General features: G+C 68.7%; 20 protein-coding genes and 1 pseudogene. 7 read left to right on the forward strand and 14 right to left on the reverse strand.

Going from position 1 to position 20,311, the window contains the following annotated elements; genetic code table 11:
- Positions 1–9: 9 nt before the first annotated feature.
- Together ABIC25_RS08730 and ABIC25_RS08735 are read right to left on the reverse strand one after the other, a co-directional pair.
- The gene (locus ABIC25_RS08730; RefSeq protein ID WP_354560981.1) at positions 10–1,563 is read right to left on the reverse strand and encodes an adenylate/guanylate cyclase domain-containing protein; all 1,554 of its coding nucleotides are present in this window, start codon (positions 1,561–1,563) and stop codon (positions 10–12) included.
- Positions 1,564–1,800: 237 nt separating this feature from the next.
- Positions 1,801–3,087, reverse strand: coding sequence for an adenylosuccinate synthase (locus ABIC25_RS08735; protein WP_004020756.1), 1,287 nt, complete (start codon positions 3,085–3,087; stop codon positions 1,801–1,803).
- A gap of 81 nt (positions 3,088–3,168) precedes the next feature.
- Here ABIC25_RS08735 and ABIC25_RS08740 point away from each other — a divergent pair, with 81 nt between their 5' ends.
- On the forward strand, positions 3,169–3,825 hold the full coding sequence (locus ABIC25_RS08740) for a hypothetical protein (protein WP_239403811.1): 657 nt from the start codon (positions 3,169–3,171) through the stop codon (positions 3,823–3,825).
- On the opposite strand, the gene ABIC25_RS08745 is transcribed toward ABIC25_RS08740, so the two are convergent.
- From ABIC25_RS08745 to ABIC25_RS08765, 5 genes and pseudogenes are all read right to left on the reverse strand, one after another.
- The gene (locus ABIC25_RS08745; RefSeq protein ID WP_101819875.1) at positions 3,797–5,173 is read right to left on the reverse strand and encodes an MFS transporter; all 1,377 of its coding nucleotides are present in this window, start codon (positions 5,171–5,173) and stop codon (positions 3,797–3,799) included. The genes ABIC25_RS08740 and ABIC25_RS08745 overlap by 29 nt on opposite strands.
- A 119-nt stretch (positions 5,174–5,292) precedes the next feature.
- Positions 5,293–5,547: pseudogene (locus ABIC25_RS08750) on the reverse strand (polysaccharide deacetylase family protein); the annotation flags it as partial.
- Between the two features lie 16 nt (positions 5,548–5,563).
- The gene (locus ABIC25_RS08755) at positions 5,564–6,472 is read right to left on the reverse strand and encodes a cation diffusion facilitator family transporter (RefSeq protein ID WP_033206121.1); all 909 of its coding nucleotides are present in this window, start codon (positions 6,470–6,472) and stop codon (positions 5,564–5,566) included.
- A gap of 48 nt (positions 6,473–6,520) precedes the next feature.
- The gene (locus ABIC25_RS08760; RefSeq protein ID WP_354560982.1) at positions 6,521–7,645 is read right to left on the reverse strand and encodes an FUSC family protein; all 1,125 of its coding nucleotides are present in this window, start codon (positions 7,643–7,645) and stop codon (positions 6,521–6,523) included.
- 42 nt (positions 7,646–7,687) lie between these two features.
- The gene (locus ABIC25_RS08765; RefSeq protein ID WP_101819770.1) at positions 7,688–8,140 is read right to left on the reverse strand and encodes a DUF3151 domain-containing protein; all 453 of its coding nucleotides are present in this window, start codon (positions 8,138–8,140) and stop codon (positions 7,688–7,690) included.
- A gap of 357 nt (positions 8,141–8,497) precedes the next feature.
- Between ABIC25_RS08765 and ABIC25_RS08770 the strand changes: the two genes are divergently transcribed.
- Together ABIC25_RS08770 and ABIC25_RS08775 are read left to right on the forward strand one after the other, a co-directional pair.
- Complete coding sequence (locus ABIC25_RS08770; protein WP_354560984.1) at positions 8,498–10,156, forward strand: Rv0361 family membrane protein; 1,659 nt, start codon at positions 8,498–8,500, stop codon at positions 10,154–10,156.
- Positions 10,153–10,431, forward strand: a complete 279-nt coding sequence (locus ABIC25_RS08775; protein WP_354560985.1) for a hypothetical protein — start codon at positions 10,153–10,155, stop codon at positions 10,429–10,431. The genes ABIC25_RS08770 and ABIC25_RS08775 overlap by 4 nt, the downstream gene beginning before the upstream one ends.
- 61 nt (positions 10,432–10,492) lie before the next feature.
- Here ABIC25_RS08775 and fbaA read toward each other — a convergent pair whose 3' ends face one another.
- On the reverse strand, positions 10,493–11,530 hold the full coding sequence (gene fbaA / locus ABIC25_RS08780) for a class II fructose-bisphosphate aldolase (RefSeq protein WP_004021344.1): 1,038 nt from the start codon (positions 11,528–11,530) through the stop codon (positions 10,493–10,495).
- A 226-nt stretch (positions 11,531–11,756) separates the two neighbouring features.
- Between fbaA and ABIC25_RS08785 the strand changes: the two genes are divergently transcribed.
- The 4 genes from ABIC25_RS08785 (at position 11,757) to ABIC25_RS08800 (ending at position 15,238) form a co-directional block, all read left to right on the forward strand.
- The gene (locus ABIC25_RS08785; protein ID WP_239403816.1) at positions 11,757–12,488 is read left to right on the forward strand and encodes a VTT domain-containing protein; all 732 of its coding nucleotides are present in this window, start codon (positions 11,757–11,759) and stop codon (positions 12,486–12,488) included.
- A gap of 88 nt (positions 12,489–12,576) precedes the next feature.
- Positions 12,577–13,521 (forward strand): amino acid ABC transporter permease, encoded by a 945-nt coding sequence (locus ABIC25_RS08790; protein ID WP_004021342.1) that lies wholly within the window; start codon positions 12,577–12,579, stop codon positions 13,519–13,521.
- Positions 13,518–14,288 carry an amino acid ABC transporter ATP-binding protein gene (locus ABIC25_RS08795; protein ID WP_248643531.1) on the forward strand — a complete coding sequence of 257 codons (771 nt, stop codon included), beginning with the start codon at positions 13,518–13,520 and terminating at the stop codon, positions 14,286–14,288. Before ABIC25_RS08790 ends, ABIC25_RS08795 begins: the two co-directional genes overlap by 4 nt.
- A 35-nt stretch (positions 14,289–14,323) precedes the next feature.
- Positions 14,324–15,238 (forward strand): ABC transporter substrate-binding protein, encoded by a 915-nt coding sequence (locus ABIC25_RS08800; RefSeq protein ID WP_354560987.1) that lies wholly within the window; start codon positions 14,324–14,326, stop codon positions 15,236–15,238.
- An 8-nt stretch (positions 15,239–15,246) separates the two neighbouring features.
- Here the strand turns inward: ABIC25_RS08800 and ABIC25_RS08805 are convergent, their stop codons facing one another.
- The 6 genes from ABIC25_RS08805 to ABIC25_RS08830 form a co-directional block, all read right to left on the reverse strand.
- Positions 15,247–15,939 (reverse strand): TrmH family RNA methyltransferase, encoded by a 693-nt coding sequence (locus ABIC25_RS08805; protein WP_004021339.1) that lies wholly within the window; start codon positions 15,937–15,939, stop codon positions 15,247–15,249.
- Positions 15,932–16,510: an orotate phosphoribosyltransferase gene (gene pyrE, locus ABIC25_RS08810; protein WP_239403821.1), complete on the reverse strand. Its 579-nt coding sequence runs from the start codon at positions 16,508–16,510 to the stop codon at positions 15,932–15,934. Before pyrE ends, ABIC25_RS08805 begins: the two co-directional genes overlap by 8 nt.
- Positions 16,511–16,576: 66 nt before the next feature.
- Positions 16,577–17,494 (reverse strand): TtfA family protein, encoded by a 918-nt coding sequence (locus ABIC25_RS08815; RefSeq protein ID WP_354560989.1) that lies wholly within the window; start codon positions 17,492–17,494, stop codon positions 16,577–16,579.
- A gap of 37 nt (positions 17,495–17,531) precedes the next feature.
- The gene (locus ABIC25_RS08820; RefSeq protein WP_354560990.1) at positions 17,532–18,533 is read right to left on the reverse strand and encodes a D-2-hydroxyacid dehydrogenase; all 1,002 of its coding nucleotides are present in this window, start codon (positions 18,531–18,533) and stop codon (positions 17,532–17,534) included.
- A complete protein-coding gene (locus ABIC25_RS08825; RefSeq protein ID WP_354560992.1) occupies positions 18,530–19,207 on the reverse strand; it encodes a YoaK family protein in 678 nt (225 codons plus the stop codon). The genes ABIC25_RS08820 and ABIC25_RS08825 overlap by 4 nt, the downstream gene beginning before the upstream one ends.
- A 1-nt stretch (position 19,208) precedes the next feature.
- Positions 19,209–20,195 (reverse strand): Lrp/AsnC family transcriptional regulator, encoded by a 987-nt coding sequence (locus ABIC25_RS08830; RefSeq protein ID WP_064569944.1) that lies wholly within the window; start codon positions 20,193–20,195, stop codon positions 19,209–19,211.
- Positions 20,196–20,311: the final 116 nt, after the last annotated feature.

Genomic DNA, 20,311 nt, shown 5'->3' on the forward strand with positions numbered 1-20,311 from the left:
GTGGGACCGTCATCCCTCGCCGACGAACGCGGCGAACACGGTGGTCTCCTCCGTACGACCCCGCAGTGACGTGGTCTCCTGCTCCTCCCAGCGGTCGGCCTCTGTCCGCTGCGCGGCCTCGACCGCACGCCCAGAGGCCAACGGCCGCCGCGGATCCCGCTTGGCCAGCTCCGACAACCGGGCACTCTCGTTCACCGGATCGCCGATGACGGTGTACTCGAATCTCTCGATGGCACCGACGTTTCCGGCGACCACGGCCCCGTGACTGACCCCGATACCCGCCGACAGCTCCGGGACCTCCTCGGCCAACCCGTACGCGATGTCGCGGGCGGCGGCGAGTGCGCTGCCGGCCGCGTCGTCGAGGTCGATGGGCGCACCGAAGATGGCGAGCACCGCGTCGCCCTCGAACTTGTTGACCAGGCCGTCGTGTTCCTCGACCGCCCGCACGATCACGGCGAAGAACTTGTTCAGGATCTCGACGACCTCGGTCGGGCGTCGTTGCGCGGCAAGCGTCGTCGAACCGATGACATCGACGAACAGCGTGGCGGCCAGGCGTTCGGTGCCGCCGAGTTCCGGGCTCGACGACATCGCCGCCTCGGCGACGTCGTGTCCCACGTGACGTCCGAAGAGATCGCGGATCCGTTCCCGCTCACGGAGTCCGGCGACCATCGAGTTGAAACCGACCTGGAGGTCACCGAGTTCGGTGCCGTCGTAGACGACTAGGTCGGCGTTGTCGAGGTCGCCGTCGCTCACGCGGTTCATCCCGGCGCGCACGCTCCGGATGGGTCCGGTCACGCTCATACTCGACAGCAGTGTGAGCAGCAGGCCGGTGAACAGCGCGGTGATCCCGAGGACCGTCGCCCCGACGAACAGATCGAGTTTGGAGGTCTCGTCCCGCGCGAGCCCGAAGGCCAGCACCAGCAGGATGCCAATGATCGGGATGGCCGAACCCACCATCCACGAGACGACCGAGCGCGCCTTCACACCGGTACGTTTGCGTCGGCGGTGCCCGGCCGAGATCAGTTCCGCCGCAACGGGACGCAGCGTGAAGTCGATGAACAGGTACGAGATCGCCACCACCACGACGCCACTGAGGCTCACCACGAAGAGCGTCTTCGGGATCAGCTGCGGGTCGACGATCCCGTACATGATGGTGAGCATGACGGTGGCGATGCCCCACAGGAATCCCTGCACCAGGGACAACCGCCACGGCAACCGCATCGTCCGACGGGCATCGCGTTTGGTCGGCGCGACGTCGCGGATCGCCCAGCGCAGGTCGCGGACGCCGACGTAGGTGCCCCACCCGATCCCCACCACGAAGGCCGCGGTGATGTAGACGGGCACCACGATGAAATTGACCCACCACAGTTCGGCGGTGAAGATGGTCGGCTGCGGGATGCCGACCGCGGTGAGCGAGACCGCGACGATCGCCCCGAACAGATTGGCCACCACGATCGACGCGGTCAGCAGCGTCTGGATGCGGACCCGCTGTTTGACCGAGCTCTCGCCGACGGAACCGAGCAGGATGGACCCGTAGTCGCGGCTCCCCCGCTTCGCACGCATGGGCACTAGCTAATCACGAGCCGTGCCCGGATCCGCGATGAGCTTCGCGGAGCCACTTCCGGAGCGTCACCCCGCCCCTGAGCGGGAGCCCCCTGCCCCTGAGCAGGAACACCCCCTGCCGCCCCCTGAGGAGCGAAGCGCACCACCCTGCCCCCTGAGGAGCGAAGCGCACCACCCTGCCCCCTGAGGAGCGAAGCGCACCACCCTGCCCCCTGAGGAGCGAAGCGTCTCGAAGGGTCAGACGATCTCGCGCCGCACGATCGTCTGATCCCGGCCCGGACCGACGCCCACGCACGAGATGTGCGCACCCGAGAGCTCTTCGAGCCGCAGGATGTAGTTCTGCGCGTTCTGGGGCAGCTCCTCGAAGGTCTTGCACTGGGAGATGTCCTCCCACCAGCCGGGCATCTCCTCGTAGATCGGCTTCGCGTGGTGGAAGCCGGTCTGCGTCATCGGCATCTCCTCGACACGTTCGCCGTCGACTTCGTAGGCCACACAGATCGGCACGGTGTCGAGGCTGGAGAGGACGTCGAGCTTGGTGAGGAAGTAGTCGGTGATGCCGTTGACGCGGGTCGCGTAACGGGCGATCACGGCGTCGAACCAGCCGCAGCGGCGGGCACGTCCGGTGGTCACGCCCACCTCGCCGCCGGTCTTGGCCAGGTACGCGCCCCACTCGTCGAAGAGCTCGGTGGGGAACGGTCCCGATCCCACGCGCGTGGTGTAGGCCTTCAGGATGCCGAGGACGGTGGTGATCTTGTTGGGACCGATTCCGGCGCCCACCGCGGCACCGCCGGCCGTCGGGTTCGACGACGTCACATACGGATAGGTGCCGTGGTCGACGTCGAGCAGGGTGCCCTGCGAACCCTCCAGCAGCACCGTCTCGCCGTTCTCCAGGGCCTGGTTCAGCAGCAGGCGGGTGTCGGAGATGCGGTGCTTGAAACCCTCGGCCTGCCCGAGGACCTCGTCGACGACCTGCGCCGGGTCGAGAGCCTTGCGGTTGTAGATCTTGACCAGGATCTGGTTCTTCAGCTCGAGCGCGGCCTCGACCTTCTGGGTGAGGATCTTCTCGTCGAGGACGTCGGCGACGCGCACACCGACGCGGGCGATCTTGTCCTGGTAGCAAGGGCCGATGCCGCGACCGGTGGTCCCGATCTTCTTGTTGCCCAGGAACCGCTCGGTGACCTTGTCGATCGCGACGTGGTACGGCATGAGCAGGTGCGCGTCGGCGGAGATCAGGAGGCCGGAGGTGTCGACGTCGCGGTCCTCGAGGCCACCGAGTTCGGTGAGCAGCACGCCGGGGTCGACGACGACGCCGTTGCCGATCACGTTCTGCACACCGGGCGTCAGGATGCCGGACGGGATGAGGTGCAGCGCGAAGGTTTCCCCGTTGGGGAGTACGACGGTGTGCCCGGCGTTGTTGCCGCCCTGATAGCGGACAACCCAGTTGATCCGGCCTCCGAGGAGGTCGGTCGCTTTGCCTTTGCCCTCGTCACCCCACTGGGCTCCGATAAGCACGATCGCGGCCATGTCCGGTACTCCTTTGTGTGGCGCGCTTGGGACCAAACCTGACCAACACTACTGGGTCGGCGCGCTCGATACGCTATCCGCGTGCCGTTTGCCCTTCTGACCCAGACCAGCCGCGCCGACGACAAGAAGGCCGTCCGCGCCGCGGTCGCCGATGCCCTGGCCGATCCCGACGTCTCCCGCCTCGTCGTCGAGCCGCGCGTCGCCGAGCGGTTCGCGCCCACCGTGGCCCACGAGAACGACATCTTCCTGTCCCAGGTGCTCGCCGCACTGATGGTCACCGAACGACTCGACGTCGAGGTCGCGTACGTCTCCGCCGAGGCCACCCCGGCGACGCGCCGCTACGGGTTGCCGCACGGGCCGGCGGCACGCGACCTGGCCGAGCACGGCACCGCGGTCGCGGTACCGCTCATCCGCGACGACGCCGCGACGGTCGTGGTCGGCAGCGCCCGCCACCTGGGTGCCGAGGGCGCGAAGCTGCACGGCGAGACCTACGTCGACAACGAGCGCCTGTTCGACGGCGAGGTGCGTTCCGTGCTCATCGAGCCGACCCTCACCGCGCCCGGGCTGCGCGCACAGGTGGAGCGGATGTTGTTGCCGGGCAAGTGGTTCGCCGGACGGGCCTGCCAGACCGGGGGCACCAACGTCGTCGTCGAACGCGAAGGGGTGGTGAACCCACGCGTCCTGAAGCGGTCGACGTTCTACCGACACGTCACCGATCTGCTGCTCGTACGTCCCTGACGGGCAGCGCCTCCGGCCCCGTCGTGAGGTGGAGGTCGTCGCGTCGGATGAGGGCGGTCGCCACGACGCTGATGATCGCGGTGAGCACCAGGTATCCGGCTGCGAGCCACGGCGACCCACTCGCCGCGCCGATCAGCGCGGTGAGGATGAGCGGCGTCAGACCCGATGCGTAGATCCCGGAGAACTGGTAGACGACCGACAGACCGGTGTAGCGCACCGGGGTCGGGTACAGACTCGCGAACAATGTGCCCTGCGCGCCGTAGAACAGTGCATGGATCACGCCGAAGACGATCACCAGCCCGACGGTGAACCACAGCAGATTCGACGTCCCGAACAGCACGAACACCGGGTAGACCGCGACGCCGTAGGCGGTGATCCCGACCAGATAGATCGTCTTGGCGCCGTAGCGGTCGGTGAGCAGTCCGGAGAACGGCAACAGAGCCGCCATGACCAGCGATGCGATCGTCACGGCCACCAGGACCGGGACCTTTTCCATGTCGAGTTCGGTGGTCGCGTAGGCGATCGCGAAGACGCCCCAGGTGTTGAAGGCCGATCCCTCACCCCACCGGGCGAGGAGGCCGAGGACGGTGTTGCGCGTGTTCGGCGGGACCACGACGTCGCGCAGCGGTGCCGTGGACTTCTTCGCGAGTTCGGCGACCTCGGCGAAGGCCGGCGTCTCGTCGACCTTGAGGCGTACGACGAACCCGATGACCACCAGCACGATGCTCACCAGGAACGCGATACGCCAGCCGTAGGTCAGGAAGGCCTGATCGTCGAGCGCCACCTGCAGCAGGGCGAACACACCTGTGCCCAAGGCGAGTCCGAGTGCCAGGCCGATTTGCGGGATGCTCCCGAACAGACCGCGTTTGCCGTCGGGGCTGTGCTCGACCGACAGCAGGACGGCGCCCGCCCACTCCCCGCCCAGCGCGAACCCCTGAACGATGCGCAAGAGCAGCAACAGGATCGGGGCGAGCACCCCGACCGACGCCGCGGTCGGGAGTACACCCATGAGCGCGGTCGCGACGCCCATCATCACCATCGTGATCGCGAGCGTGCGCTTGCGGCCGATGCGATCGCCGATGTGCCCGAACACGATTCCGCCGATCGGGCGCACCACGAAGCCCACCGCGAAGGTCGCGAAGGACAGCAGGGTTCCGACGAACGAACTCTGGTCGGGGAAGAAGAGCTGGTTGAACACCAGGCTGGCCGCGGTCGCATAGAGGAAGAAGTCGTACCACTCGACGGTCGTGCCGAGAAGACTCGCCGCGACGACGGTCCGGAGCCGCTTGCGCCGCTCGGCCTCGGTCTCGCCGGCCGGGGCAGGTGCTGTGAGTGTGGTGGTAGCCATGACCGACACACGGTAACGACGCGACGTCCCGATCCGGCGACTACGAATCATGGTGAGCGAAAAGTTGCGGCCGTGTGCAACCGTCGCCGGTCAGGGCAGGAGAATGCGCGGCCGAGCAGTCATCGGGCCGCGACGAAGAAGTCGTCCAGAGTCACCATGCGCAGCCGGCGATTCCGGATGATCTCGACGAGTTCGGGGTACACCTTGGTCACCGGATCGTGATTGGCGTGACCGATGACGATGCTCTGCGGGCGGAAGTACTTGCGCGCGCAGCGGATCAGATACTTCTCGGTGATCAGGCCGGAGTCCGACAGCGAGCCGTACCAGAGGGTCGGCACCGTGTAGCCGAGGTCGGCGGCCACCGCGTCGACGGTGGGGTGTGACGCACGGTCACCAGGTCATCTCGTCCCGACATCGTCGCTGGTGGTCGTCGGGATCGATCTGCACCGTCGCGTGCTCGAGTCCGTGCCGGGCCAGGACGGCCTGCGCGGCGGGCAGCACCTCACCGTTGGGGCGACTGCTGCCGAGATGGACGGTGGCCACGTCCATCCCCGTCGTGAGCGTCCAGACATGGAGATCGTGCACGTCGTCGACCACGGGGATGTCGGCCAGATCGGCCCGCAACGCCTCGACGTCGACGTGGGCCGGCGCCTGCTGGTTGAGGATGCGAAGCGCATCGAGCGCGAGTCGCACCGCGCGCGGGACCACCCACAGCGCGATCAGCACCGCGACGACGATGTCGGCGTAACCCCATCCGGTCGTCATCGCGACGATGCCGGCCACCAGGACACCGACGCTGCCGACGGCGTCGGCCAGGACTTCGAGGTAGGCGCCGCGGACCGCGATCGACTCCTTGGCGTCCGCGCGCAACAGCAACATGACCCCGAGATTCACCAGCAGACCGATCAGGGCCACGACGATCAGCGTGAGTCCCGGGACCTGCGGATCGCTGCCGATGCGTTCCACCGCCTCGTAGAGCACGAACGCGGCGACGCCCATCAACAGCACGGCATTGGCGACCGCGGTGAACACCTCGGCGCGGTGCCAGCCGAAACTACGGGTGTCGGTGATCCGCCCGTGCCGGCCGAGCAACAGCGCGATCAGCCCCATGACGAGCGCGACGACGTCGGTCAGCATGTGTCCCGCGTCGGCGATCAGCGCGAGCGAGTTCACCAGGATGCCGGTGACGAGTTCGACGACGAAGTAGCTGCCGATCAGTCCCACCGCCAGCACCATCGGCCAGAGCCGCCGCTGCCCACCGCCCGCGGGAGCGTGCGAGTGCGAATGTGAATGCCCCATGATGCCGGTCAATATATGCAGAACTTCGCATATGTGGCAACAGGCCGGTCAGCTCCGCAGGGTCGCCAGCGCCGAGGACCTGCGCAGACCCGCCGTCATCAGCAGGTCGACGAGCAGCGAGCGGATCTCCGCGAGCAGCGCAGCCTCCGACAACTCGCTGTTGGTGACCAGGTCGATCCGGGCCTTGCGCACGATGCTGCGGATCACCCTGGCCGCGTCGGCCTGGTCGGGTTCCTCGCCGGGGTCGGCCATCATCATCGCGCGCAGCACCTCGAAGGCGCCGGCGAGATCGTCGATGATCTCGATCAATTCGGGGAGCACCGGCACCCCCCGCTGGGTCATGCCGAGCGAGCGCCGCGCGATGATCCGGAAATTGCGCACGGCGTTGTCGATCGGGTCGGCGGTGGCCGAGATCCGGTCCAACCGCATCCGCGAACCCCAGTAGAGCGGTGAGATCCGGGTGACCTCGCGTCCGCCCGTCATGTCCGACCGCATCTTGTTGATCTCCGCCTGCGTCCCGCGGCCGGCTTCGAGTGCGGCCGCGATGAGTTCCTCGTCGCGCTCACGGAGTCCGGTGGCCAGCTGACGGGCGGCGTCGCGAACCGTGGCGAGGACCCCGGCCGCGTCCCGGCGCGCCCGGCTCGCCGGGTTCACCGGTAGCAGCGCCCCCACGAGGATGCCGACCAGCCCGCCGATCAGCGCGTCGAGCGCGCGATGGAAACCCGCCACCCCGCCGGGCGGGAGAAGCGTCGCGACCAACGCGGCCGACGAGGCCGCCTGCATGGGGACGAGCGGACCGTCGTCGAGGAAGACCGCCACCGTCATCGCCAGGGCGACGACGATCATGATCTGCCACGCCCCCTCACCGACCAGGCTGATGAAGAGGTCGCCGACGAGGATCCCGATCGCGACGCCGCCGACGAGTTCGGCTGCGCGCCGCCACCGCTGCCCCAGCGAGAGGCCGAGCGAGATCACCGCGGCGATCGGGGCGAAGAACGGGTCGGGATGGACGAAGATCTCCACCGCGATCCACCAGGAGACGCCCGCCGCGAGCGCGCACTGCACGATGGGGACGAGCGAGACACGCAGCCTGCGCAGCCGGTTCTTCAGCGGCGCGGGCATCGCGTTGAACACCCGGCGCGGGTACGACGGGTTCGCGGCGCTCGATCCCATCAGGCGGACGTCATCCCGGGATGACCGGTCGTCTCGGTGTCGTCACACAAGGCCGAGTTCGGCGGCCGCGCGTGGATCGCTGTCGTTGAGCAGGTCGAGGCAACGCAGGTGCTCATCCTCCTCGCCCACCAGTTCGGCGGCCCGGGCCAGCGCCCCGACACACCGCAGGAAGCCGCGGTTCGGTTCATGGCTCCACGGCACCGGGCCGAAACCCTTCCAGCCGTGGCGGCGCAGCTGATCGAGGCCGCGGTGGTAACCGGTCCGCGCGTAGGCATAGGCCGCGATCACCGCGGGCGTGTCGATGTCGCCGCCGGCCGCGGCGCCCTTCGACGACTCGAGAGCCGCCTCGGCCAGATACGCCCAGGCGATCGACGCGGTCGGGTGCGCGGCCGCGACCTCCGCCGCGGCGGCGCCGTTGAGCAGGTCCGATTCGGCGTCGTCGTCCCCGGTGAGCAGAACCGGTTGTGGGCCGAGAAGATCTCCGAAAGACGTCATGCCCTCTATTCAAGCATCGTGTCGCCGGGGACCCTTCGTTCGATCAAACGCCCTAGTGCTGGATTGTCGGGCCATTCGCTAGGGTGAATGGCGCAATCGGTCCTGCTGCCCTCCCGCTGATCCGGTGTCGTCGGGCGGCCGGACCGAAGTCGTGCAATGGCGGAATGCGGGGTGAATCAGTCGATGGCGCGATCTGAGAGGCCGAGAGCTGCTGTCACCAGGGCTCTGTCGACCCTGAAACAGGTCCGGGAGGATCGTCGTGCTCGCCTGGCGGGTGCCCGACCGACCCCCGATACTGTTCCGACCGGCACCGACGCCACGCCACCCAGCACCAGCAGAGAGGGCCGCGAGCCAGCTGTGGACGATTCCACCCAGAACGAGACCGCCGAGGGCAAGGCCACCGAGGACACGGCCACCGGGACCGAGGCGACCGCAGCGGAGTCCACGACAGACGCGTCCACCGCGGCCGGCGCCGCGAAGAAGTCCCCGGCACCGAAGCCGAAGGGTGGACGCGGTATCGACGGCGCCACCCAGGTGATCAATCGCGACAGCCTCCCGTCTGCCGAGGATCTCGAGGATCTCGACGACATCGACCCGCTGAGCGACGAACCCGAGTCCGCCTCGACCGAGGAGACGGCGACCGACGACGCCACGAGCGAGGACGCCCCCGCCCCGAAGCGCCTCGGGCCCAGCGATTCGAAGACCACGGTCATCCGACGGTCGGACCTCCCCGACGCCGAGGGGCTCGAAGACCTCGACGACATCGACCCGACGGCCCCGGAGCCCGAGGCAGCCTCGCCCGAATCCGAGACCGACGGGGAGGGTCCGACAGACGAGGCCGCCGAGGCAGAGCCGTCCGAGTCCGAGTCCGAGTCCTCCGCAGCGGAATCGACGGAGGAGTCGGAGTCGGACGACGAGGCGGACTCCGACACCGACGCGGCGGCTGAGCCGGTGGTCCCCGAGGACGACACCGACCCGTCGACGGGTACCGCGGTCAGCGCGGGTGTCGCAGCGGCCGGCGCGGCTGCCGTGGCGGCCGGCACGACCGAGACCGACGACGACGTTGCAGACGCGGAGTCGACCACAGACGAGTCCGCGACAGACGAGGCCGGGGACGCCACCGACGAAGTCGAGGACCCGAACGCCGAGACCGAGGCGATCGAGACCGAGCCGACCGAGACCGAGCCGACCGAAGACGCGGCGGCGACGGACGAGACGGCGACAGACGAGACGGCGACGGACGAGACAGAGGCAGAGTCCCCCACCGAGGCGATCGTCGTGCCCGCCGGCGGGACCACCGGCACACCCGAGACCGACACGGCCGACGCTGCAGACGACGCCGAAGCCGACGACAAGGCCGACGAAGCCGGCAAGGCCGACGGACCGGACGCCGCCACGACCGTCATCCCCGCGGCTGCGGCTGCGGCGGCCGCCGCGTCCGCCCGAGACGAGCCCGCCACGGCAGATGACGAGGTCCGGACCACCCCCGAGCCGGCCGTTCCCGCCTCGACCGCGGGGTGGACGACGACCGACCGCGAACCCCAGGTCATCCCGGGAAGCGGCCCCGCGTCGCAGAAGAAGAAGCGCGGCAAGCGCCTGCTGATCGCGGCGGCGGCGGTCGTGGTGGTGATCGTGGCCGTCGTCGGCGGCATCTTCGCCTACAACAGCCTGCGCGGCCCAGCACCGGCCGACGAGGCCGCGACCGTCGCGATGGACTACACGACCGCGCTGTACGAGGGCGACCTCTCGACCCTGCGGTCGGTCACCTGCGGTGAGCTCAACGCGTTCTACAGCGACTTCGACGATGCCGCGTACGAGCGGACCTACGAGGCGCAGCGCGCCCGCAACGAGCTCGTGCAGACGCAGGCGATCAACGCGGTCCGGGTCGTCGAGGGCGGCAATCAGGCCGTCGTCGAGGTCGTCGCCGTGCACACCAACACACCCGACCAGCCCGAGACCGTCACCCTCAACCTGCAGCGCGACGGCGACGACTGGAAGGTGTGCAACCCCACGTGACGAACGGACACCGGTACGGCCCGCCGCCGGCCGGGCCGGGTGACCGTTCTGCACCTGGATACTTCACGCCGCCGGCCCGACCGGCGCCGGCCGCGGGCACGGCGCCCAGCCGGACTCCCGGGCCGGACAACCGGGTCCGCACCAGTCGGATCCGTCCCTACGAGGTCGGTCCACCGCAACGGACCCGGTCACGCGTCGACCCGGCCGTCGTGATCGCGGCGCTGGTCATGATCGCGCTCGCCGCCGCGGTTGTCGTGGGTCTCGCCCTCACCTGAGTGCACGGACAACACTGCCCGCACCCCTCGTCGGAGTGCGGGCAGCGGTTGGTCACCTCGGTCAGGCGGTCAGGGACTTGCCGTTGGACTTGAGGTCGTTGCACGCCTCGACAACGCGCTCGCTCATGTTGCTCTCGGCCTTCTTCGACCAGCTGCGCGGGTCGTAGACCTTCTTGTTGCCGACGTCGCCGTCGACCTTCAGCACACCGTCGTAGTTGCCGAACATGTGGCCGGCGACCGGGCGGGTGTAGGCGTACTGCGTGTCGGTGTCGACGTTCATCTTGATGACGCCGTAGCTCAGCGCCTCGTCGATCTCGCTCTTCAGCGAGCCCGAACCGCCATGGAAGACGAAGTCGAACGGCTTGGCGCCCTCGGCCAGACCCAGCTTCTTGGTCGCCACTTCCTGGCCGGTGTTGAGCACATCGGGACGCAGCTTGACGTTGCCCGGCTTGTAGACGCCGTGCACGTTGCCGAAGGTCGCGGCCAGCAGGTAACGGTTGCCGCTGTCGCTGGCACCGAGCGCCTCGATGGTCTTCTCGAAGTCCTCGGGGGTGGTGAACAGCTTGTCGTTGATCTCGTTCTCGACGCCGTCCTCTTCGCCACCGACCACGCCGATCTCGATCTCGAGGATGATGTTGGCGGCACCGGCCTTGGCCAGCAGTTCCTTGGCGATCTCCAGGTTCTCGTCGAGCGGCACGGCGCTGCCGTCCCACATGTGCGACTGGAAGAGCGGATTGCGGCCGGCGTCGACGCGCTCCTGCGAGATCTGCAGCAGCGGCCGGACGTAGGTGTCGAGCTTGTCCTTGGGGCAGTGGTCGGTGTGCAGACCGATGAGGACGTCGTACTTGGCCGCGACGACGTGCGCGAACTCGGCGAGTGCGACCGCGCCGGTCACCATGTCCTTGACACCCTGGCCGGACCCGAACTCGGCGCCACCGGTCGAGAACTGGATGATCCCGTCACTGCCTGCGTCGGCGAAACCCTTGATCGCGGCGTTGATCGTCGACGACGAGGTGCAGTTGATCGCGGGGAATGCGTAACCGCCCTTCTTCGCCTTGTCGAACATCTCGGCGTACTGCTCCGGGGTTGCAATGGGCATCGACGAATCCTCCAGGGTGTTGATGTGCTCTGGTGTTCGGGTTCTCTCGCCTCGAGTGGTGCTTCGGTGGCGAGCAGCCGGACTTCCCGCGGCCGGACTCCCCCCAGTATGGCAGGTGCCACATCGCCCGGCGCGGGCACCATTCGTGCCCGGACCTGCTGGAAAACGACGATGGCGGAGCCGTGAGATTCTGTCCTCGACGCACCCGCAGGTACTCTGGGTCCCCGTGATCGACTCCGCTCTTGCCACCACGACCACCAACCTGGCGCTCCTGCCGGGATTCCTGGATCCGGTGAACCTGCTCAACTCGTTCGGCACATGGATGCTGGCCGGTCTCCTGCTGGTCGTGTTCATCGAGTCGGGTCTGCTGTTCCCGCTGCTCCCCGGCGACTCGCTGCTCTTCACCGCGGGTCTCATCGTGGCGGCGAAGTCCGCGGAGATCGAACCGTTCGCACCGCTCTGGGTGCTCCTCGTGCTGATCCCCATCGCGGCGTTCCTCGGCGACCAGGTCGGCTACTGGATCGGCAAGAAGGCGGGGTATTCGCTGTTCCGGCCGGACGCGAAGATCTTGAAGCAGGTCTACATCGAGGAAGCGCACGAGTTCTTCGAGAAGCACGGCCCGGTGACGATCATCCTCGCGCGCTTCGTCCCCATCGTGCGGACCTACGCACCGCTGGTCGCCGGTGCCGCGAAGATGCGGTACCCGATCTTCCTCACGTACAACATCATCGGCGCGATCGCCTGGGGCGCGGGTGTCACGCTGCTCGGATACTTCCTGGGGCAGATCGAGTTCATCCGCGACAACATCGACTACATCTTCCTGTTCATCGTCTTCATCTCGGTTCTGCCGATCATCACCGAGATCGGCAAGCGCATCCTGCGCTCGCGCAAGAAGGTCGTCGAGGAAGCTCCGCTGCCCGCGTCCGACGATGCGAAGAATCAGACCGCCGAGAACTGATCGGCCCCTCGGCCGGCGCGCCGAGTCATCCCGTCAGCTCGATTCTTAACCTTCCGCCGGGGCGCCTGCGCGCTTAGCGTCGCCGATCATGGCAACTCCGACCGTCACGGCGACGGGTCCCGTGCTCGACGCCGCCCCGTCACAGATGCGTCTGGTGGGCCGTCGCCGCCCTGGGCGGTGGGTCGCAGCGACGGTGGCCGTCGTCCTGGGCGCGATGTTCGTCAACACACTGGTGACCAACGAGCGCTTCGAATGGCCCACGGTGGCGCAGTACTTCACCCAGGAGTCGGTGCTGCGCGGCTTGTGGCTCACACTGTGGCTCACCGCGGTGACGTTCGCCGCCGGATTCGTGCTCGGCATCGGACTGGCGGCGATGCGCTTGTGGGGCGGCCCGCTGCTCCAGTCGATCTCGTTCGGATTCGTGTGGATCGTGCGGTCGGTGCCGCCACTGGTGCTGCTGCTGTTCTGGTTTCAGCTCGCTTCGCTCTATCCACGCCTGTCGCTGGGCATCCCGTTCGGGCCCGAGTTCACCTCGGTGGACACCACTCACCTCATCGGTCCGCTGACAGCAGCCTTCATCGCGCTGACCATCGACGTGGCAGCGTTCGCGGCCGAGATCGTGCGCGGCGGACTCGTCTCGGTCGACGACGGACAGACCGAGGCCGCCCGCTCGCTGGGGCTCGCTCCCAGCCGGATCTTCCGGCGCATCGTCCTCCCCCAGGCGATGCCCGCGATCGTCCCCGCCTCCGGCAACCTGCTCATCGGTTTGCTGAAGTCGACGTCGCTGGTCAGCGTGATCGCCGTGACCGATCTGCTGTATTCGGTGCAGCTGGTCTACAACCAGAACTTCAAGGTGATGCCGCTGCTGCTGGTGGCCACCATCTGGTACATCGTGATCACCTCGCTGCTGGCGATCGGTCAGTACTTCGTGGAGCGGCGTTTCGCCCGGGGCCGACGCGACGCACGTCCGTTCGCCGACATCCTCCGCGACGCCGCGCGTCTGCGCCCGCGCCTGCCCGGGACGCCGCGATGAGCGCCGTGGAGATCCGCGGCCTCGAGAAGTCCTTCGGCGGCCGGGAGGTTCTGCGCGGCATCGACCTCGATGTCGCCACCGGGGAGGTGGCCATCGTGCTCGGACCGTCGGGGTCCGGAAAGTCCACTCTGCTGCGGTGTGTCAACCATCTGGAGCGCCCCGACCGCGGTCATGTGCGGGTGCACGGCGATGTCATCGGTTACCGCGAAACGCGCCGACGCAACGGCGAGACGGTATTGCGCGAACTGCCTCCCCGTGAGGTCGCTCGACAACGCCGCCGGATCGGCATGGTCTTCCAGCAGTTCAACCTGTTCCCGCACTTCACCGTCCTGGAGAACCTCACCGAGGGTCAGCTCGCGGCCGGCACCTCACCGGACGAGGCGGACGAGCGGGGGCGGGCGTTGCTCGCCCGGGTGGGCCTCGCGGGACGTGAGAAGTCGTACCCGTCGCACCTGTCCGGCGGTCAGCAACAGCGGGTGGCCATCGCTCGCACCCTCGCCATGCAACCCGACGTCGTCCTGTTCGACGAGCCGACCTCCGCGCTCGACCCCGAGCTGGTGGGCGAGGTCCTCGCCGTCATCCGCGACCTCGCCGAATCCGGAATGACCCTTGTCGTCGTCACCCACGAGATCGGTTTCGCCCGCGATGTCGCCGACACCGTGATCTTCATGGACGACGGCCTGATCGTCGAGACCGGTTCGCCCGAGCGCATTTTCGCCGCCGCCGAGCACCCCCGCACCCGCGAATTCCTCGCGGCCGTGCGCTGACCTTCCCACACCACTGACGACGCCAAGGAGAACCCATGCGCAGCCGCGCTCTGCTCGCCCTACCTCTGATCGCAGCCGCGACGCTGATGATCGGCGCATGCGGTGGCTCGACCGACCCGGCCGGCGAGAGCTATGCGATCCCCACCCAGGACGTGGTGTCGTCGGTGGCGGTCGATCCCGCCGCGCAGGCCCTCCTGCCGCCGGGGACCGGCGAGCTCACCCTCGGCCTCACCCGCGCGCCCGGGGTCAACAACCTCCCGCACGCGGGCGAGGTCCCGGAGGGCAACCCGGTTGGCCTCGACGTCGACCTGCGCAACGCGGTCGCCAAAGCCCTCGGCGTGACGTGGAACGAGGAGGTCGGCACCTTCTCGACCATCATCCCCGGCGTGCAGAACGGCCGATATCAGGTGGGGCAGGGCAACTTCGGTGTGACGAGGTCTCGGCTCGAGGTGGTCGACTTCGCCACGTACCTCAATGACGGACAGGCCTTTGTCGGCTCGTCCGGGTCCGGTCTGACCTCCGTCACGACGCTGGAAGACCTGTGCGGCAAGAAGATCGTGACCGGATCCGGCACCACCTTCCAACAGATCTTGGAGAAGGGCGTGCAGGAGTGCACGACACACGGCAAGCCCGCCTACTCGGTTCAGTACCTCGACGACCAGGGCGCGATCATTCTCAGCCTGCAGAACAACAAGGTCGACGCCTACTTCGGCCCCACCCTGTCGCTGCGGTACCTCGTCGACAAGGTGCCCGGGACGACGTTCCTCGGCGAATACTCCACCACCGTCGTCGGATTCGTGACGGCCAAGAACTCCCCGGTCGCCCGGGCGATCAGTCAAGCGGTCAACACCCTCATCGCCCGCGGCGAGTACCAGCGGTTGTTCGACAAGTGGAATGTCCCCACGTCGGCGCTGCCGAGGTCCGAGATCAACCCCACCGCAGGATTCTGAGCCGCCCGTCACCACGCGGCGTCGAGGTCGGCGTGCTGCCGGACCCACGCGTGCATGGCGATTCCGGCGGCGACGCCCGCGTTGATGCTGCGCGTCGAGCCGAACTGGGCGATGGACACCGTGAGATCGGCCTCGCGCTGCGCGTCGTCGCTGACCCCCGGGCCCTCCTGACCGAACAGCAGCACGCAGTCGCGCGGTAGATCCGCCGTCTCGAGGGGCCGCGCACCGGGCGTGTTGTCCACAGCCACCACGGTGAGTCGCGCGTCCCGAGCCCAGGCGATCAGGTCGGACACCGTCTCGTGGTGCATCAGGTGCTGGTATCGGTCGGTCACCATCGCTCCGCGGCGATTCCAGCGGCGCCGTCCGACGATGTGGACGGCGGCCACCGCGAAGGCATTGGCGGTGCGCACCACGGTGCCGATGTTGGCGTCGTGCGCGAAGTTCTCGATGGCGACGTGGAGTGGATGCCGCCGGGCGTCGATGTCGGCGACGATCGCCTCTCGCGACCAGTACCGATACGCGTCGACGACGTTGCGGGTGTCCCCGTGGGCGAGGAGCTCGGCGTCGAGGCGCGGATCATCGGGCACGGGCTCGCCCGGATGCTCGACGGTCCAGGGCCCGACCCCGACGGCCGGCCCGGTCTGCCACTCGGTGGGTCCCGCGGCGTCGTCTCCGCCGTGACCGGCCGACTCGTCAGGCAAGCCCGAGATCGCCGAGGTCGAGGAGGGAGCGGTACGGCACGCCGAGGGCCGTGATGACCGCGTCCGCGCCGGTCGCGCGGTCGACGACGGTGGCCACCCCGACGACGTTGCCACCGATACCGCGGACGGCTTCGACAGCCGTGGACGGGGAGGCCCCGGTCGTGCTGGTGTCCTCGACGACGAGCACGTCGCGGCCGACGATGTCGGGCCCCTCGATCTGACGTTGCATGCCGTGCGCCTTGGCTGCCTTGCGGACGACGAACGCGTCGACCGACCGGCCGTCCGCGTGCATGATCGACGTCGCCACGGGGTCCGCGCCGAGGGTCAGGCCACCGACCGCGGCGTACTCCCAGTCCGCGGTCAGCTCCCGCATCAGCGTGCCGATCAGTCGCGAGGCCTCGTGGTGCAGCGTCGCCCGGCGCAGGTCGACGTAGTAGTCGGCCTCTTTACCCGACGACAGCGTCACCTTGCCGTGGACGACGGCGAGCTCACGGACGAGCTCGGCGAGCCGTGCCTTCGCGGCCGGGTCGACCCGCGGGGTCTCGGCGGGAACCGGGGCGGACGAGGACATGCGACTTCCCTCTCGGTCGAACGTGCCGGGATCGACGATCTCCGGTGCGTGGCGTGCTGGGCGCGATCAGTTGCGGTGCCGGTTGGGCCGCTCGCCCGTGTCCCGGCGAGGTGCCTCGTCGGAAGTCGCGCCGGACCCGCGGACGGGCATCGGCGACATCCGGCGGCCACCGGTGGTCGGTGACGGGGGTGTGCGCGTCGGTGCCGGATTGTCGGACTCCGCCGGCTGCGACGCGCCGGCCGTGGAGCCGCCGGCCCGCGACTCGCCCTGGGCCTGCCGCCTGCGCTTGTCCCGCAACGATTCGGTCTTCTCGTCGGCGAGTTCGGCCCGCGTGGGTCCGTGCGGGTCGCGCGGATCGGGCGAGTCCTCGGGTTCCCGGACCGGCGGCAGCACTCGCAGCAGGTCGGCGAATCGGCGAACGACCTCCAGACCCGTGTTCAGCTTGGCCGGGTCGTTCGTCACCGGCATCGAGCCCAGCGCCCAGTTGCCCTCGTTCCAGAGGACCTCGACGAACGCGGGCGCCTTGTTGGCGAGCGCGACCATCCGGCGGTCGCAGACCCGACGGGCGACGTCGAGATTGTTGGAGAACATGACACGCGGGCCCATCGCACCCAGCAGTTCCACGTCCTCCTCGGCGGGGGCGAGGACGTCCTCGTGCCGGAGGTCGACGACGACATGCGACGGCGAAGAGCGTCGGACGGCGATCACGGTCGCGGTCTCGGCGAGGTCGAAGACCACGGCCTCCACCCCGGCGTAGTGTCCGTATGCGACGTCCTGGACCGGGATGTGGTGGCCCACGTTCATGGTGGCGCGCCGAAACACCTTGCGCAGCTTGGTGTCCGACTCACGGAACTTGAACTCGTGTTCATCGCCCCAGACCGCACGCTGGTGCCGTGCATCGCTCGACCGCTGGCGGTCGAGCCACAACAGGACACCCGCACCCAGTAGGGCCACGGCGGCGATCAGGAAATAGACGGTGGTCATCGCGCTACAGCCTACTATCGGCGGGCCCGCGGTGAGGTCATCCGCCTACCCGGATGTACCCGCGTTCCTTGTCGACGACGTTGACCAGCACGTCGGCCGGCTCCTCGGTGCCCGCGGCGACGTAGCGCCGGAGGTTGTCGAGGACCTGCTCGGCCAGCGCATCGCGCCACCCGACGGCGTCCCCGCTCATGTGTGCCGAGATCGCGACCCCGGGCAGGTCCCACAGTTCACTGTCGGCGGGCAGCGGCTCGGTGGCGAAGACGTCGAGCGTGGCCGCGCCCAGGTGTCCCGATCGGAGCGACCGCACCAGGGCCGGCTCGTCGACGAGCTCGCCGCGTCCGACGTTGACCAGGTGTGCGCCGGGCTTCATCGCCGCCAGCACGGTCGCGTCGATCATTCCGGAGGTCTGCTCGGTCAGCGGCGCGATCGCGACGACGGTGTCGAAGTCGCCCACGTGCGCGGCGAGGTCGTCGGTGGCGACGACGTGTCCGAAGTCCGGGTCCGACGCGCGTTCGGTCCGGCCTGCCCCGGTCACCCGTACACCCACGGCGCGTAGCAGTTTCGCGGTCGCGCGGCCGATCCCGCCGGTGCCGATCACGAGCGCGGAGGTGCGGTGGGTCGCCACGGTCTCGCGGTGCCGCCATTCATGGTCGCGCTGCAACGCCATCGACTCGTGTAAACCCTTGTGCCGCGCGAGGACAGCGGCGAGGACGAATTCCGCGATCGGCCGGTCGAAGACGCCGTGCGCGTTGGTCACCACGACGTCCGAGGCCCGCAACTCGTCGAAGAGCAATGAGTCGACGCCGGCCGCACACACGTGCACCCAGCGCAACGATGCCGTCGCCTCGCCCCAGTGGTCAGCGAGCCCGCGGGAGAAGAAGTCCCACAACACGAAGACGTCCGCACCCGGCAGGGCGGAGCCCAGATCGTCAGCCGTGCAGAGCCGTACCGTCGCGAGCTCCTCGATCTCGGCGAGGTTCCCCGGCAGAGGGGCGTCGGGAGAGATCAACAGGGCAACCACGGGCGCATGCGGGGTCATGACCCCACCGTAGGTGACGGGTCGGTGTGGTCGTCGATCACGAAGAGCAGCAGCGTCACCGCGAGGAAACCGGCGGGCACCCAGGCGGCGCGACCGCCCAACAGTTGGGTGCAGACCGCCCCGACGAGTGCGCCACCCGCGAACGCCCCCACCAGGCGGCCGTAGATCGCGAGGGCCTTGCGCGCATCCGGCGACCGGTCGACGGCCACCCCGTAGCCGGCCTCCACGAGCCGCATGAGATTCCCGGTCGTGGCCACCGCGATGTAGTTGAGATCGCCGATGTTGCGGAACAACTCGATCTGCATCGCCGTGATGAACGAGATGGGGATGGTGACGAACGAATGCGGCACCGAGGTGGGGACGAAGCCGATCACCACGAGGATCGCCACCTGCAGCGCCATCGTCACCCGGATCGGATAGACGAGCAGGCGGTCGAGCCGGCCGGCCTTCACGTGCACCGCGAGCACGACGCCGACGAGAAAGGCGAGGATCGGCCACAGATGACCGGACGCCTGATGCCATTGCCGCTCCGACAGATTCAGCGCGAGGAGGATGACGTTTCCGGTCTGGGCATTGGCGAACACCCCGCCCCGGGACAGGTACGTGTAGCTGTCGAGGAAGCCACAGGCCGCGGTGATCAACAGGGCGAAGCGCAGCGAGGTCGACGTGGTCATCTCACAGCACCACCGGAACCGAGCCCGTGCGGCAGCCCGACCGGTCCAGCAGTGTTCCCAGCCGCTTCGGGGTCTCCAGGGTGACCGAACGGTCGGCGACGACGAGCCCCGGCACCCGGCTCTCGAGCTGCTGCTCGAACTCGGACAGTTCGCCGACGGTGTGCAACCAGACGCCCATCAGGATGTTCGCGGTGCCCGTGACCTCGCAGCAGACACGCACCTGGGGCAGTTCGTCGAGCGCGTCGACGAGCGCCGAGATCGACCTCGACGACGCGCGTGCCCACACGTTCGCCGTGACGGGCCATCCGCTGATGACATGGGCCACCTCGCATCTGATCGACAGGACGCGTTCGGCGACGAGTGCGGTCAGTCGGCGTCGGACGGTCGGTGCGCTCAGGCCGCTCGCAGCCGCCAGATCGACCGCCGAGCGTCGGCCGTCCTCGGCCAGTGCGGCGATGAGCCGCAGATCCATCTCGTCGGGTTCGTGCGCCAGCGGGCGGTGCTCGGGACGGTGCTCGACGAGCACCGATTCGTCCGCGTCGGACAGCGTGTGCACCCGCCAGCGTTCGCTCTCGCCGAAGACCCGCATCACCAGCCTCGTCCGGGTCCGGGCGACGCCCTCGGTCTCGGCGAGGCGCTGTACCCAGTCGCCGAGGAAGCCGAGGTCGGGCACCATCACGGTCAGCAGCAGGTCGCCGTCGCCTGCGGTGCGCTGGATCGTGGCCACGTGTCGGTCCCCCGCGAGTCGCTCGACGAGCGCCTCCCGCCGCGACGACGCCTGGACCTCGACGAACGCGCTGCAGCGGGTGTTCAGGTACGCGGCCCCGGGATAGGTGACGATCCAGGCGAGACCGCTGTCGACGAGCCGCTCCCAGCGGCGGGCCGCGGTCGCCGCGCTCACGCCCACGACGTCGCCGACGACGCCCCACGGCGCCCTCGGCGCGACCTGCAGGGCGTGAACGATCTGATAATCGAGGTCGTCCGGCACGCAACAATCCTGCATCACGAGGTGAACTTTTTTCGTCTTCGGCAGACGCCGGGACAGTCCGCGGCAGCGCTCCTACGTTTCCTCCCAACACCCAAGTGGCCGCACGGGCGGCCCGA

Source organism: Gordonia sp. PvP123, from assembly GCF_040547295.1.
Taxonomy (GTDB): Bacteria; Actinomycetota; Actinomycetes; order Mycobacteriales; family Mycobacteriaceae; genus Gordonia; species Gordonia terrae.

Bases quoted from the DNA above. Each gene is read 5' to 3' on its own strand.
- ABIC25_RS08730 (WP_354560981.1), bottom strand. From the start codon at position 1,563: ATGCGTGCGAAGCGGGGGAGCCGCGACTACGGGTCCATCCTGCTCGGT.
- ABIC25_RS08735 (WP_004020756.1), bottom strand. From the start codon at position 3,087: ATGGCCGCGATCGTGCTTATCGGAGCCCAGTGGGGTGACGAGGGCAAA.
- ABIC25_RS08745 (WP_101819875.1), bottom strand. From the start codon at position 5,173: ATGGCTACCACCACACTCACAGCACCTGCCCCGGCCGGCGAGACCGAG.
- ABIC25_RS08755 (WP_033206121.1), bottom strand. From the start codon at position 6,472: ATGGGGCATTCACATTCGCACTCGCACGCTCCCGCGGGCGGTGGGCAG.
- ABIC25_RS08760 (WP_354560982.1), bottom strand. From the start codon at position 7,645: ATGGGATCGAGCGCCGCGAACCCGTCGTACCCGCGCCGGGTGTTCAAC.
- ABIC25_RS08765 (WP_101819770.1), bottom strand. From the start codon at position 8,140: ATGACGTCTTTCGGAGATCTTCTCGGCCCACAACCGGTTCTGCTCACC.
- fbaA (WP_004021344.1), bottom strand. From the start codon at position 11,530: ATGCCCATTGCAACCCCGGAGCAGTACGCCGAGATGTTCGACAAGGCG.
- ABIC25_RS08790 (WP_004021342.1), top strand. From the start codon at position 12,577: ATGGCAACTCCGACCGTCACGGCGACGGGTCCCGTGCTCGACGCCGCC.
- ABIC25_RS08795 (WP_248643531.1), top strand. From the start codon at position 13,518: ATGAGCGCCGTGGAGATCCGCGGCCTCGAGAAGTCCTTCGGCGGCCGG.
- ABIC25_RS08800 (WP_354560987.1), top strand. From the start codon at position 14,324: ATGCGCAGCCGCGCTCTGCTCGCCCTACCTCTGATCGCAGCCGCGACG.
- pyrE (WP_239403821.1), bottom strand. From the start codon at position 16,510: ATGTCCTCGTCCGCCCCGGTTCCCGCCGAGACCCCGCGGGTCGACCCG.
- ABIC25_RS08815 (WP_354560989.1), bottom strand. From the start codon at position 17,494: ATGACCACCGTCTATTTCCTGATCGCCGCCGTGGCCCTACTGGGTGCG.
- ABIC25_RS08820 (WP_354560990.1), bottom strand. From the start codon at position 18,533: ATGACCCCGCATGCGCCCGTGGTTGCCCTGTTGATCTCTCCCGACGCC.
- ABIC25_RS08825 (WP_354560992.1), bottom strand. From the start codon at position 19,207: ATGACCACGTCGACCTCGCTGCGCTTCGCCCTGTTGATCACCGCGGCC.